General features: G+C 65.0%; 14 protein-coding genes. 8 read left to right on the top strand and 6 right to left on the bottom strand.

The features are described 5' to 3' along the window. The first annotated feature begins 46 nt into the window (after window positions 1–46). The 4 genes from P0086_RS00385 to P0086_RS00370 all read left to right on the top strand — a co-directional run bounded on the left by P0086_RS00385 (window position 47) and on the right by P0086_RS00370 (window position 4,688). Window positions 47–439 (top strand): hypothetical protein, encoded by a 393-nt coding sequence (locus P0086_RS00385; RefSeq protein WP_112596302.1) that lies wholly within the window; start codon window positions 47–49, stop codon window positions 437–439. A gap of 345 nt (window positions 440–784) precedes the next feature. Beyond that, a complete protein-coding gene (gene fliF, locus P0086_RS00380; protein WP_112596304.1) occupies window positions 785–2,467 on the top strand; it encodes a flagellar basal-body MS-ring/collar protein FliF in 1,683 nt (560 codons plus the stop codon). A 735-nt stretch (window positions 2,468–3,202) separates the two neighbouring features. After that, the gene (locus P0086_RS00375) at window positions 3,203–3,934 is read left to right on the top strand and encodes a helix-turn-helix domain-containing protein (RefSeq protein WP_112596305.1); all 732 of its coding nucleotides are present in this window, start codon (window positions 3,203–3,205) and stop codon (window positions 3,932–3,934) included. Between the two features lie 10 nt (window positions 3,935–3,944). Further along, window positions 3,945–4,688 (top strand): helix-turn-helix transcriptional regulator, encoded by a 744-nt coding sequence (locus P0086_RS00370; RefSeq protein WP_148149108.1) that lies wholly within the window; start codon window positions 3,945–3,947, stop codon window positions 4,686–4,688. Between the two features lie 17 nt (window positions 4,689–4,705). On the opposite strand, the gene P0086_RS00365 is transcribed toward P0086_RS00370, so the two are convergent. The 6 genes from P0086_RS00365 to motA form a co-directional block, all read right to left on the bottom strand. Next, complete coding sequence (locus P0086_RS00365) at window positions 4,706–5,149, bottom strand: hypothetical protein (protein WP_112596309.1); 444 nt, start codon at window positions 5,147–5,149, stop codon at window positions 4,706–4,708. Window positions 5,150–5,159: 10 nt separating this feature from the next. Then, window positions 5,160–6,236: a flagellar biosynthesis protein FlhB gene (gene flhB, locus P0086_RS00360; RefSeq protein WP_112596310.1), complete on the bottom strand. Its 1,077-nt coding sequence runs from the start codon at window positions 6,234–6,236 to the stop codon at window positions 5,160–5,162. Window positions 6,237–6,388: 152 nt separating this feature from the next. After that, complete coding sequence (fliG, locus tag P0086_RS00355; protein WP_112596312.1) at window positions 6,389–7,423, bottom strand: flagellar motor switch protein FliG; 1,035 nt, start codon at window positions 7,421–7,423, stop codon at window positions 6,389–6,391. A 38-nt stretch (window positions 7,424–7,461) separates the two neighbouring features. Continuing rightward, entirely contained in the window at window positions 7,462–8,055 is a 594-nt protein-coding gene (gene fliN / locus P0086_RS00350; RefSeq protein ID WP_275782044.1) for a flagellar motor switch protein FliN, read from the bottom strand. A 52-nt stretch (window positions 8,056–8,107) separates the two neighbouring features. Next, window positions 8,108–9,043, bottom strand: coding sequence for a FliM/FliN family flagellar motor switch protein (locus tag P0086_RS00345; protein ID WP_275782043.1), 936 nt, complete (start codon window positions 9,041–9,043; stop codon window positions 8,108–8,110). A gap of 15 nt (window positions 9,044–9,058) precedes the next feature. Continuing rightward, complete coding sequence (gene motA / locus P0086_RS00340) at window positions 9,059–9,937, bottom strand: flagellar motor stator protein MotA (protein ID WP_112596316.1); 879 nt, start codon at window positions 9,935–9,937, stop codon at window positions 9,059–9,061. A 187-nt stretch (window positions 9,938–10,124) separates the two neighbouring features. On the opposite strand from motA, the gene P0086_RS00335 reads away from it, so the two are divergent. Genes P0086_RS00335 through P0086_RS00320 form a run of 4 tightly spaced genes read left to right on the top strand, consistent with a single transcriptional unit; the run spans window position 10,125 to window position 13,612 of the window. Beyond that, complete coding sequence (locus P0086_RS00335) at window positions 10,125–10,907, top strand: DUF1217 domain-containing protein (protein ID WP_112596318.1); 783 nt, start codon at window positions 10,125–10,127, stop codon at window positions 10,905–10,907. Then, a complete protein-coding gene (gene flgF, locus P0086_RS00330) occupies window positions 10,907–11,632 on the top strand; it encodes a flagellar basal-body rod protein FlgF (protein WP_112600639.1) in 726 nt (241 codons plus the stop codon). The genes P0086_RS00335 and flgF overlap by 1 nt, the downstream gene beginning before the upstream one ends. A gap of 27 nt (window positions 11,633–11,659) precedes the next feature. Then, on the top strand, window positions 11,660–13,054 hold the full coding sequence (gene fliI / locus P0086_RS00325) for a flagellar protein export ATPase FliI (RefSeq protein WP_148149512.1): 1,395 nt from the start codon (window positions 11,660–11,662) through the stop codon (window positions 13,052–13,054). Window positions 13,055–13,057: 3 nt separating this feature from the next. After that, entirely contained in the window at window positions 13,058–13,612 is a 555-nt protein-coding gene (locus P0086_RS00320) for a flagellar protein (RefSeq protein ID WP_148178389.1), read from the top strand. Window positions 13,613–13,708: the final 96 nt, after the last annotated feature.

Genomic DNA, 13,708 nt, shown 5'->3' with positions numbered 1-13,708 from the left:
ATGCGCAGGCCTGTGGACGGGCGGCGCGCGGTGAAACGGAGATACCATGAAAGCCGACTACCTGAATGAAGTGACTGACATGGAGGAATCCGTCCCCGCCGTCCTGATGCGCGTCGTCACGGAACTGCACGACGTCGCCTACCTGATCGAGCGCATCGAGCCGCAGCTTGCCGAGCTTCACCCCGAGGCGGGCGAGAACACCGCGCAGCGCATGATGGTCCTGCAGGGCATCGACCTCGCCGTCCAGAAGGCCCGCGGTCTCGCCGATTTCCTCGGCCAGGTCACCGCCGGCATGCCGGAGGCCTGGGCCGTGGACGTGACGACGGCGCTGAACCTCGTCAAGCTGAGCGACATGAAGACGGCGCTCGGCAACGGATCCCTGCGATCCTTCAACTCCCAGCCGCTCTCCAAGGCCTCCGGCGACTTCGAGGCCTTTTGATTCGCAAGCCCGCCGTGGCGCCTTGTGAAGATGCGGGGCGTCCATGATCGCGGTCAACCGGCGCCATCAGGGTGTCGGTCAAATCAAAATATTGATTTTGAAAAGTTATTCTTGATCGCGGCGCCCAGGGTCACTCCCCTGTCGGCGCCGTGCTGCACCGCATTCCCGCGAAACGCTCGCGCAAGTTTCACATTCTAGTTTGCCCCCGGGTCGATCAGGCCTGCGTGACTCTGGCCATGAAGGCGCCGTTGGCAGCGGTGCGTTTCCGGGGTCGGGCAATTTAAACTGAGCGGATCTGCCATTTTCGGCCTGCGGCGGATCCGGCAAAGTTGGTGCGGGAACAGAATGAATCTGTTGGAACAGCTTAAGAGTATGGGCAAGAACCTGGCGTCGCTCGGGCAACCGAAACTGGCGCTTCTGGCCGGGGCCGGGGTCGTCACGATCGCCCTGGTGCTCGCAGCCGCCTTCTTTGTCAACAAGCCCGCCTACGAGACCCTTTATGTCGGTCTCGAAAGCACCGACATGAACCAGATCAGCGTGGCGCTCGCCGAGGCGAACATCGACTTCCAGACCGGCGCGGACGGCGCCAGCCTGCAGGTCCCGGTGGGCCAGACCGGCAAGGCCCGGCTCTATCTCGCCGAGCGCGGCCTGCCGAGCAGTTCCAACTCCGGCTACGAGCTCTTCGACAACGTCGGCTCGCTCGGCCTCACCTCCTTCATGCAGGAAGTCACCCGCGTCCGCGCGCTCGAGGGCGAGATCGCCCGGACGATCCAGCAGATCAACGGCATCGCCGCTGCACGCGTGCACATCGTCATGCCCGACCGCGGAAACTTCCGCCGCGCGGAACAGCCGCCGACGGCCTCGGTGATGATCCGCGCCGGCAGTGCTGCCGGGCGCAAGGCGGCCGCATCCATCCGACAGCTGGTGGCCGCATCCGTTCCCGGACTGGAAGCCGAGCATGTGACGATCCTCGATTCCGCCGGCCAGCTGCTGGCCTCCGGCGACGATTCCGACAGCAACACGCTCAACCGTTCGCTCAATATCGTCCAGTCGGTCCAGGAGGACGTCGAGCGCAACATCGAAAAGGCGCTGGCGCCCTTCCTCGGCATGGACAATTTCCGCGCCAGCGTCATGGCCGCGCTGAACACCGATTCGCAGCAGACGCAGGAAACCGTCTTCGATCCGGAATCGCGGGTCGAGCGGTCCGTCCGCGTCACCAAGGAAAGCCAGCAGTCCAGTCAGAGCGAACTGCAGCGCCCGGCGACCGTCGAGCAGAATATTCCGCAGGGCGGCCCCGAGGCCGGCACCGGCCCGCAGTCGAGCGACCAGGCCGACAAGAAGGAAGAGCAGACCAACTACGAGATCAACAGCAAGACGATCGCCACTGTTCGCAACAGCTACCAGATCGAGCGTCTTTCGGTTGCCGTTGTCGTCAACCAGGGCAGGCTTGCAGCGCTTGTCGGCGAGCCCGCCGACCAGGCGAAGATCGACGCCTACCTCGCCGAGATGCAGAAGATCGTCTCGTCCGCTGCGGGCCTGAACAGCGAACGCGGCGACGTCGTCACCCTGACCGCCATGAACTTCCTCGACAACGTGCTCCTCGACGAGGCCGTTCCCGGTCCGGGCGTGATGGAGACGCTGACGCGCAACCTCTCGACCATCATCAACGCGCTCGCCTTCGTCGCCGTCGCCTTCCTGGTGGTCTGGTTCGGCTTCCGCCCGGTCGTCCGCTCGGTCGCAGGTGGCACCGGTGCCGCAGCCCTGGAAAGCGACGCGGCCGGCCTCGAGCTGCCCGACTTCTCGCCGGCCGTGGGTGTCGGCGCAGGCCCGGGCGCGCTGATGGACGGCTTCGGCTCCGACTTCGGCTTCGACAGCACGGACGATCTTCTCAGCGCCGGCGACGACGAGGGTGTGTTCAACCGCCGCGTCAAGGAAGGCCCCGAGCGCCGCCTGTCGCGCATGGTGGAGATCAGCGAGGAACGCGCCGCCAAGATCCTCCGCAAATGGGCCGAGAACCAGGCGGCCTGACCGGAACGAAAGAAACGATGCGAAATCCCGCCCCCGGCGGGATTTTTGCGTTCCGGAGGAGGCGTGCGGGACTTTGTCCGCCCCCCTGACGTCGGCCCAGCCGGGCCAGGCGTGACGGCCCGCAGCGCTCCGTTCGGCTTTTGGGACAGGATGGCGGGGAGATGGGCCTGGTGGTTCCGCAGCACTGTCGGTGGCGCCTGGACGGTTGCCGTAGCTCTGCCGGCGGAGGGCAAAATGGGTCCCGCTGGGCAAAGTTTCGCCAGAGAGTGTGGCCCAAAAGCGACGAAATCGGCGGCCTGCGGAGTCCCGTGACGTTACGTCAGGCAGGAAACGCGCCCATACCGCAGCGATCACGAAAAATTTGTTTGGGGGCGGCGGGCCGTTCCTGCGGCGAAATTCAATCCGCCGGACCGTCGTCACGGCCTTGTCGTCTCACGGTTGCATTCCGCCCCATTGGCAAAACATGATGATTAACAAAAGTTTAATTCCGGCCGCCCGGCGGCGGGACCGGCATCCGCCGAAGCTGCGCGAATCGATTCAGGAAATGATCGAAAAGTAAATCCCCAGTTGGGCCCTGTGGCTTTTGATTCGCGCCTCTGTAGACTTTAGTTACTGATTCGTTTGGTGAATCCCGTCCATGCGGCTTGATCGCTGGCGGCGCCGATTGAGGGCGCTGGTGCGAAGGGGGGCGGGATGATCCAGCCGAGTTCGGCAACGGGGGCTACTATGGAAACGATGAGAGCGGATGTATCGCTCCGGGAATCCTATGGATTCTCTGCGGTGAGCTGTGAGCGTAAGAGTGCGCGTGAGCAACTGGTCGATCAGTTGGGGCGCAGTGCGGACCGCGCCGGACTCACGGCAGGGTTGAGGGCGCTGACCCAGTATGTCAGCGCGTCCCACTACCTGCTGGTCCGCCACGATATGTCGTTCAGCGCCGACATCGGCTTCGTGGTCGCCTCTGACTGGCCGTTCGACATGGTCCGCAGTCTCGCCGCCGCACTCGACGGCGCCAACTGCCGCATGAGCGATCTCGACCGCTCCAACAGCCTGATGCAGCCGGTATTCTCCCAGTTCTGCGACGACATTGCTGTGCCGTCGGGCGTGAGCCGGGAGTACTGCACCATCACCTTCAACGTCGGGCGCGTGCGCATGACGCTGATGCTGCTGTTTCCGGAGCACTACATCCTGTCGCAGAGCAACCTGCGTGACGTGGGGTTGCTGACCGGCTACTTCGCAAGCGTCTGCTGCAAGCCGGCCGCCCGCCAGGATCGTGAATCCGAGCTGACGGATCGCGAGGTGGAGTGCCTCTACTGGATCGCCGAGGGCAAGACCAGCGACGAGATCGCGGTGATCCTCGGCATCTCCCGGAACACCATCAACAACTACATCACCAGCGTGATGCGCAAGACGGCGACCAAGACCCGTTCCGAGGCGATTGCCTGGGCCGTGCGCAACAATCTCGTCTGAGGTGAGAGAAATGGTGCATCCCTTCTCCCAGCCGGGCGGCGAAGGTCCCGAGATCAGGATCGCCAAGCTGTCGCGTCCCAAGCGCACGACGGATGTGGTGGCAGCCCTCCAGCATATGCAGAAGGTCGTGGGGGCGAGGAACTTCGCCGTGTTCCGCGTTCTCGGCCGGGGGCTGCCGTCGACACGCCGACTCACCTGCACGCTCAGCAGTTGGGCGGGGGAAACCGAGAATATGGCGCGCGGGCTGGTGGAGGCGCATGGCGAGGCGCTCATGGCCCACCTCGATACGTCCATGCTTCCCGTCGTCTGGGAAGGCGAGGATGCGAACGCCTTCGTCTCCGACGAGCTTGCGGCCTTCGTGCAGCGCCTTCCGGCAAGCCGGTTGCCCTGTGCCGGCATTGCCTTTCCTGTCCGGCTGGGCTCGAGCGGCAACGGCTTCGTCGTCCTGGTCGGCGACTTCCTCAGGGTCGACACCGATCTCGTGCTCGACATGCACATGCGCGCCGGCCACATCATGGTCGACCTGCTGGCGGCGGACGAGAAGCGGCTGCAGCCGGCGGAAGCGCTCAACGAGCGGGAGATCGCCTGCCTGCAGATGGCGGGCGACGGCTGCATCAGCGAGTCGATCGCCGAAAAGCTCGGGCTCTCGGTGCATACGGTCAATGCCTATCTGGGCACGGCGACGACGAAGCTGGACGCGGTCAACCGCGTCCAGGCGATCGCCAAGGCGATACGCCTGGGCTACATCCGCTGAAATAGGCGCGATAGGCTTTAGTGGCTCTGCATCGGCAGCTGCGCCGAACGCTTGAATCGCGCGTCCCTGAGGCTCGCTGCGAGCAGGTCGGTGTTGTCGTCGGGATCGACGGCGGGGTCTTCGAAGGCGACGTGGGTCACTTCCACGCCGGCGCGCTCGTTGCCGAGCTGGAGCCGCGCATAGACGGTGCAGCCGCGCGGGCGCAGTTCCAGATCGAGCGTCACCTCGGGCTCGCCGCCCCAGTCGAGCTTGTAGTCGCCGCCGGCGCCGAAAACGACGGTGCCGGGGAGGAAATACAGCTCGGCTGCAGATGAAACCAGGTCGGACAGGTTTCCGTAGCACTCGAATCGCAACAGCGATACCAGGTCGGCCGCATCAAGCAGCCGCAATTCCGATGCAACCGGGCCGATCGCTTCGGCCACGATCCTCTCGCGCTGGGCAGAATAGGAGCTTTTTCTCATCGGATCTCTTTTACCGTCTCATCTGGGGCGAAGCTGCGTAGACCCGGTGAATCAGTTCCGCCACTGCCTTGTAGAACACCGGTGGAATGACACTATCCACCGAGACTTGCGCAAACATGGAGCGCGCAAGCGGCGGATCCTCGAACACCGGGATGCCGTTTTCCTCCGCGAGCTCGCGAATCTTGAGCGCCACCAGGTCCTGGCCCTTGGCGACCACCACCGGGGCGTCCTGTTCCTCGCGGACGTAGCGCAGCGCCACGGCGAAGTGCGTCGGGTTGGCGATGACCAGGGTGGCGCGGGGAACCGCGGCGATCATGCGCTTGCGGGCGCGGTCGCGCTGGATCGAGCGGAGCCGGCTCTTGACGATCGGGTCGCCCTGCGCCTGCTTGTGCTCCTCCTTGACCTCCTGCTTGGTCATCCTGAGCTCCGAGAACCAGTGATGGCGCGTCCAGGCGAAGTCGATCGCCGCGATCACCGCGGTTGCGAAGAGAATGATCACCATGATCGTGTTCGCTTCGCTGGCGAGGATATGGAAGATCACCGCCGGATCGGAGAACATCGCATTCAACGTCGCGAAGTAGTCGTCCCACAGCACCATCACGACGACCACGGACACCGCGCCGACCTTGATCAGCGCCTTGCCGAACTCCACGAGCCCGGGCTTGCCGAAGATGCGGGTGAAGCCCTGGATCGGCGACAGGCGCGACAACTGCGGGCGCACGCGCTCCAGCACCGGGCTCGGCATGTTCTGCAGGATCGATGCGGCCAGGCCGAACAGCATCATCATCGCCAGTGCCGGCAGCAAAAGCGCGCCCGCCTCCCAGCCGAGATGGCGGAAGAGGGCGACGACGTCGCCGCTGTTCTCCAGGTCCCAGGCCTCCGGCTGCTCGAACAGGTCCCGCAGCGTCTCGGTCACGCGCAGGAAGCCGCCGGGCAGGAAGAACACCAGGAAGAGGTACGCCGCCACGGTGGACGCGAAGACGGGGACCTCGCGCGCGAATGGCGTGTTTCCCTTCTCCGCGGCATCGCGAAGCTTTTTCTCTGACGGGGCTTCTGTTTTGCTTTCCTTGTCCTCATCGTCGGCCATGGAAAGGTCCTTCCGGAAAGCGCTCTGCAACACATGATTCGGCCGGCAGTCGACCCATGGTCCGCCGTACCGACAAATGGAAAGGGACCCGGATCTTCATCAGATTCGGGTCCCGGAAACGGTCGATCTTTGAATGGGGCGAGTCAAGCCGCTCAGGCGGCGGCCGCGGCCTCTTCCTTTTCTTTCAACTGAATCTGTCCGGCCGCCGCCAACCTGATCGCCTCCTGGGTGATCGAGCGCCGGGCGATCGCGACTTCGCGCGGATTGCCCGGGTCGCCGCCTGCGAGGTCCGATTCGATCATGCGGCGCTGGCGTGCGCCGATCGACGACAGCACGGCCTCGCGCAGCTCCATCGACGTTCCGCGCAGGGCGGCGGTGATGATGTCGCCGGCCACGTCGTTGAACAGCGACACGCGGCTCTTCTGCGGCATGATGAGGAGGTCTTCGAACAGGAAGATCTTCGGCCGGACCTTCTTGACCGAGGCGGTGCTGATCGTCTCCAGCGACGCCAGCAGTTCGTCGACCTGGTTCTTCTCCATCTCGTTCATCATCTCGGCGACCTTGTTCGAGCCGGGCGAGTTCCGCTCCGCCTCGAAGGCGTCCATCATTTCCCGCACCCGGCCCTCGATGATCGCGGCGGCCTTCGGGCTGACGTCCTTCAGGTTGACGGTGCGGTTGATGATGTCGGCGCGACGTTCCTCCGGCACCTCGAGCAGCACCTTGGCGCCAAAGGCCGACGGCATCATCGACAGGATGTAGGAGATGGTCTGCGGATGCTCCTTCAGCAGGAACTGGCTGATGAAGGTGGCGTCGGCGTCCTGCAGGCGGTCCCAGATGGTGGTCTCGTAGGCCTGGAATGCGGTGCGGCGGCCGAGCAGGCCGTCCACTTCGTCCGGCGTCAGCCCCTCTTCGAGGATGCCCTCCATCATCTTGGCGTTGTCCATCAGGCCCGCGCCCTCGGTGAACAGGTCCTCGAACTCGTTGACGAGCTCGAGCAGTTCCTGCGGAGGGATGGGGCGAAGGTTCTGCGCCGCTGCGATGATGCTCTGCAGCTCGCTCTGGGTGAAGAACTTCAGGAGCTTGCCGGCCACGGGCTTGCCCATCGCCAGAAGAACGGCGGCTGCCTTGTCGACCGGCTTGAGTGGCGCCCCGACCGCGGTGCTGCCGAAATTGTCGAAATCCATCATGGATGCCTCCTGAAACCTTTCACCGGTATCAGCTCATTTCAGTTGTGGGATGTGCTCTTGACCTCGATGAGCTTGACCCCGAAGCGGGTGTCGTCGTTCTCGAGCACGGTAATCTCGCCGCGGCCGATCACCCGGCCGTTCACCATCACGTCGACCGGCTCGCCGATGCGCCGGTCGAGCGCGATCGTGGCGCCCTCCGTCAGGCCCATCAGCCCGGATACGAGCATCTGCGAGGAGCCGAGGACGATCTGCAGGTCGATCGGAATGTCCATGATCAGGCCGAGGTTGGCCTCCATGGCGCTTCCCGGGCGCGCCGGGGTCTCGTCCAGGCTGGCGCTGCCGAAGTCCTCTCCGCCGAACCCGGTATCGCCGAAGGCCGAGGTGCCGGTGCTGCCGAAGTCGCCGCCGAAGCCGGCCTCGGTCGTCTCCGTGCCGAACTCGCCGCCGAACGCCGCAAGCGGGTCGGCGTCGCCGCCGGTGGGGAAGTCCATGCCGAAGTCGGTGGCAGGTGCGCCTGAGGCATCCTGCTGCAGGACGCCGCGGAGGTCGTCGATTGCCTGTTCGAGCTCGGCGTCGTTCGCGGTGACGGCGGAGGCGAGGTCGTCTGCAAGGGGTGCTTTTTTCGGTGCCATGTGATCACTATTCCATTTGAAACTTGCCCGAGGCGTGCTGCCGGGCCTGATCCTATCCGACGATATGTTGCAGGAGCTCGTCTTCCGAGCCGTAGGTATCCTTCACCCGAACCGTGTAGCGCGCGCCCGACCGCCCGAACTCGCAGACGTAGAGCTTGTTGCCGTTGGCGCTGACGTCGACGCGGACGTCGCCGGAATCGTGGAAGGGGATAATGTCGCCCGCCTGCAGGCGGCTGATCGTGTCGAGCGTCTGGCTTTCCAGCTTGATGCGTGCCTGGAGGGTGACCTTCGAACGGCGGACCTGTTCGCTCAGCTGCTCGCTCCACTCCTTGCGCGTCTTGGCGGTGTTCGCCGGCCGCGGCGGGGCGATCACCGATTTCAGGAGCGCCCGCTGCGGAACGACCACGAAGAAGCTCGACAGGACCGGGCCGATGCCGACGGACATCTTCACCGTCGCCGCAAAGGCCTCCTCCGAACCGTCGGCCGGGGCCTTCCGGCCTTCTACGTTGTAGGCGGGGCCGATGATCGGCTCGTAGCCGTTGCGGTCGCCGACCGCGGTCTTGAGGACGCCGGATATCCTGTCGAACACCATGGCGGCGATGTCGAGTTCGATCGGCGACAGCGCCCGGGGCTCCGGCTCCTCGATCGATTCGCGGGCGGCGCCCAGCATGTTTTCGATCAGCGTGATGATGAACGGGCTGTCGCAGATGACGGCGTACTGGTCGCTCCAGTTGCGCAAGGCGCAGTCCGAGATCGCCATCGCGCCGCCGAGCCCGGAGACGAGCTGCCCGAAGCGGCCGATCTCGTAGCCGGCATAGGTCACCGCCACATCGAAGCCGAGCTCGCTTTCGAAGACGTCGGGAAGGAACTCCGAGAAGACCTCGCCCAGCGCCGCGCAGCGCCTGGAGATGGTCTCGCGGTCGCCGAGCTGGCCCGTCAGGCGGGCGAGTACGATCGGGTCCTGTTTCGACTTTGCTGAGGCTGTCATGGTTTCCCCGCTCATTTAGGCTGCCTTGGCGTCGCTGCCGCCGCCAGGGTTCATCATTTCCTGCTCGACCGCGTCGATCGAGGGACGCTCGTATGCGGAGATCGTCTTGCGGCCGTATTCCAGCGCGACCTGCGGCACGGAGCCGTTCATGTAGGCGAGCAGCGTCTGCTTGACGATGACGTAGAGCCTGTTCTGCTTGGTGCGCACCGACTTGATGTTGGCGATGATCGGCGAGACGATTGAATAGGAGAGGAACACGCCGAGAAGGGTGCCGACGAGGGCGGCCGCGATCTTGCCGCCCAGGATCTCCGGCGACTCGTTGATGGCGCCCATCGCCTTGATAACCCCGAGAACGGCGGCCACGATACCGATGGCCGGAAACGCGTCGCCCATGGTCATCAGCGCGTGGTAGGGCTTCATCTTGTCGTGGGTGATGGTCTGGATCTCCTCGTCCATCAGCGCCTCGATCTCGTGGGCCCGGGCGTTGCCGATGATGATGAGGCGCACGTAGTCGCAGATGAACGCGGTCAGCTCCTTGTTCTGCAGCACGGTCGGCGCGGCCTGGAAGATCGAGGAATCGTCGGGATTGTCGATATGGGCCTCGATCTCGTTGCGCGACTTCGTGCGCAGGTCCCGCATCAGGCTGTAGAGGACGCCGAGCGTATCGAGATAGTGCCGCTCCTTGGGAACCTTGTGCTTGAAGGCCTCGCCGAGCGCCTTGCCGGTGTCCTTCACGACCTTCATGGTGTTCGCCATGATGAAGCCGCCGACGCCGGCGCCACCGATGATGACGAGCTCGAACGGCTGGGCGAGGACTTCGAGATGCCCGCCCATGGCCATGTAGCCGCCAAGGACACAACCGAAAGTTACGATCAGACCGATGATGATGTTCATTGCTAGCCCACACGCCTCGACATATTTCTGACGAGACCTGAATAGGGGGCCAGCCTTGTGTGAGGCTGTACCTCGCCACATCCCCGCAATCGGCGGCAGTTACAGGTTCGCGCAAGCAAAGTGGCGCAGGTTGCCCCGCGACAGGGGACACTGTGCCCCGCAACATCGTAAAGCGCGGGCCGCCATCGTGACCACGACATACACGAGCTACAAACTGATCACCGCCGATCTCGCGACCTCGCTGGAGCGGGTCGCCGAGCAGCCGGACGTCAAGCGCGAGAGCGCGTACTATCTCGAGAAGATCGGCTCCATCAAGACGATCGACGAGTTCTTCGCCGACAGCCGCCTCTACAACTATGCGATGAAGGCGCATGGCCTGGAGGATATGGCCTATGCGAAGGCCTTCATGCGCAAGGTCCTGTCCGAGGGCACCGACAGCGACGACGCCTTCGCCAACAAGCTCTCCGACAGCCGCTACAAGGACCTGGTGGCCTCGCTGAACTTCGCCCGCTACGGCGAGGCGGCGACCAGCTTCGACCGCGCCCAGAAGGGCGTTGTCGACAAGTACAATCGCCAGACCCTGGAAATCAACGCCGGCACCGAGAACTCCGGCGTCCGGCTGGCGCTCTATTTCGAGCGCATGGCGCCTGCGATCACGAGCGGCTATTCGATCATCGCCGATCCGGCGCTGTCCCAGGTCGTTCGCACGGTCCTTCAGCTGCCGGACGAATTCGTCGCAACCGAGATCGACAGCCAGTCCGCCTACTATGAGGACGTCCTCGACATCGCCGATTTTCAGGATCCGGTGAAGGTCGGCACCTTTCTCGAACGCTTTACCGCCCTTTGGGAGATCGACCATCCCTCCACCCCGAGCGGCGGTCAGCTGCCGGCATTCCAGGCCGGCGGCCTGATCGGGATCTCCACCGATCTGCTCATCTCCATCAACAATCTCAAACTCGGAGGCCGCTAATGGAAACCGGGCTTTACGTCTCGCTTTCGTCCCAGATCGCACTCGATCGCCGGATGACCACGCTCGCCGACAACGTCGCCAATTCGAACACCGTGGGCTTCCGTGCTACCGAGATCAAGTTCAACGACGTCGTCGCCGACAACGGCAAGGCCAAGGTCGCCTTCGTTGACCAGGGCAACGAGTTCCTGTCGACGCGCCACGGCGGCATGACGGAAACCAACGGCATGCTCGATTTCGCGATCAGGGGCGATGCCTGGTTCGCCATCGAGACCCCGGCCGGACAGACCCTGACGCGCGACGGCCGGTTCACCCTGACCGAGGCCGGCGATCTCGTCACGCTCAACGGCTATCCCGTGCTCGATGTCGGCGGCGCGCCGATCCAGATCGACGGCAATGCCGGTCCGGTCAAGATCAGCGCCGACGGCCAGCTCAACCAGAACGGCGCGCCGATCGCGGCACTCGGCCTGTTCGAGGCGGATCTGTCCGGCGGCTTCGTCCGCGCCGGCAACAGCGGCATTATTCCGACGCTCGCGCCGGAGCCGGTCGTCGACCGGATCGATGCCGGCGTGGCGCAGGGCTATGTCGAGGAATCCAACGTCAACGCGATCTCGGAGATGACCCAGCTCATCACCGTGACCCGCGCCTTCGAGAGCATCAACGCGCTGCTGCAGCAGAGCGAATCCTCGATCGACAGCGCCATCAAGACCTTCGGCGGCAGCCAGTAACGCGGCATGAACATGACGGAAACGACCATGGGTGACCAGCCGGCCAGCGACGGTGCACGCAAGCTCAGTGCGCTGGCCGGGCTTGTGAAACGCTATTCCAACCCGGAGTTCTCCGTCGCGCATGGCGGCCACGTGCAGACGATCGCGGCGGGCAACTACACCGTCACCGGCCTGTCGCGCCATGTCAGGCTCGGCGAGTTCGTCGCACACCGCAGTTCCACCGGCATCCATCTCGGCGAGGTCGTCCGGGTCGAACCCGACAGCGTCGTCGTGTGTCCGATCGAACCGGGCGAGCCGATCGGCATTCACGATACGGTCATCCGCAAGGGCGCCTTCCGCGTCGCGCCGGCGGCGGCATGGTGCGGCCGCACGGTCAATGCGCTGGGAGAGCCGATCGACGGTCGCGGACCCCTGCCGCAGGGCGATGTCCGTCGCTCGATCTCCAACACCGCCCCGCCGTCGATGACGCGCAGCCGCGTCGAGAAGGGCTTTGCCACCGGCGTGCGCGCCATCGACATCTTCGCCCCCCTCTGCCTCGGCCAGCGCCTCGGCATCTTCGCCGGCTCCGGCGTCGGCAAGTCGACGCTGCTGTCGATGCTCGCCCGCGCCGACGCCTTCGACAAGGTGGTGATCGCGCTGGTCGGCGAGCGCGGCCGCGAGGTGCGCGAGTTCATCGAGGACACGCTCGGCGACAACCTGTCGAAATCGGTGGCCGTTGTCGCGACCAGCGACGAAAGCCCGATGCTGCGCAAAATGGCGCCGCTGACGGCGGTCACCATCGCCGAGCATTTCCGCGACCAGGGCGACAACGTCCTTCTGATCATCGACAGCGTCACGCGCTTCGCCCATGCGATCCGCGAGGTGGCGACCGCCTCCGGCGAGCCGCCGATCGCGCGCGGCTATCCGGCCTCCGTGTTCACAGAGCTGCCGCGGCTGCTGGAGCGGGCAGGGCCTGGCGCCGAGGGGACGGGAACGATCACCGCGATCATCTCCATCCTCGTCGATGGCGACAACCACAACGACCCGATCGCCGACTCGACCCGCGGCATTCTCGACGGTCACATCGTGCTGGAGCGGAGCCTCGCCGACGAGGGACGCTATCCGCCCATCAATCCGCTGTCGTCGATCTCGCGTCTTGCCCGCAAGGCCTGGACGGCCGACCAGGAAAAGCTGGTGGCGCGCCTCAAGGCGCTGGTCCACCGCTACGAGGAGACGCGCGACCTGCGTCTGATCGGCGGCTATCGCGCAGGCAGCGATCCCGACCTCGACATGGCGATCAAGCAGGTTCCCATCATCTACGACGTGTTGCGGCAGACGCCGGGCGAGAAGCCCGCCGCCGATTCCTTCGCCGACCTGGCGATGGCGCTGCGCAATGCGCCGGCCAACCAGCAGCCTGTCAGCAATGTGAGGGCAAGGGGGTAGATCATGACGGATTTCGACGCCGACAAGGCAGTCCCGCCGCTGCGGCGGCTCGACCACGAGACCAGGAGCCTGACCGATCGGCTGCTCATCACCGCCGGCATCAGCCTCGCCGCCATCGCGGCCTTCTTCCCGTGGTACGTCTTCCTGAACCCGCAGGAATTCTCCGTTCCGCCGCTGTGGCAGGGTGACCGGCGCGACCTGCCGGAGACGCCTGCCCGCGAGGTGATGAGCGTGTCCCCGGCGGCGATGATCGACGACGACGATGCCGCGCCCCGCCGCGAGCTCGATCCGGTCAAGACCGCAACCGTGCCCAATCTCGGCCGCGAGGGCCGGTCCGGCACGCCGGAGAATCCCCTTGAGCAACCGTTGCCGGCCCCCAGCGGCTTCCGCCTGATGCACGTCGCCAACGGCCGCGCGCTGATCGAGGACGCCTCGGGCTTGTACATCGTGCGCGTCGGTTCGATCCTGCCCGACAACAGCCGGCTCGCCACGCTGGAGCAGCGCGACGGCGAATGGGTGATCGTCACCTCCAATGGCGAAGTCTACAAGCGCAACTGATTCGCGCACCTTCTCGCACCTTTGATAAAGCCGCCGCACACCACGGCGGCTTTTCTGCGTCGATTGCCGCCTTTCGTTGAGAAACCGGGCGATCGC

The sequence above is a fragment of the Mycoplana sp. MJR14 genome, from assembly GCF_029210525.1.
Taxonomy (GTDB): domain Bacteria; phylum Pseudomonadota; class Alphaproteobacteria; order Rhizobiales; family Rhizobiaceae; genus Mycoplana.
This window is presented reverse-complemented; position numbering and strand designations above follow the sequence as displayed.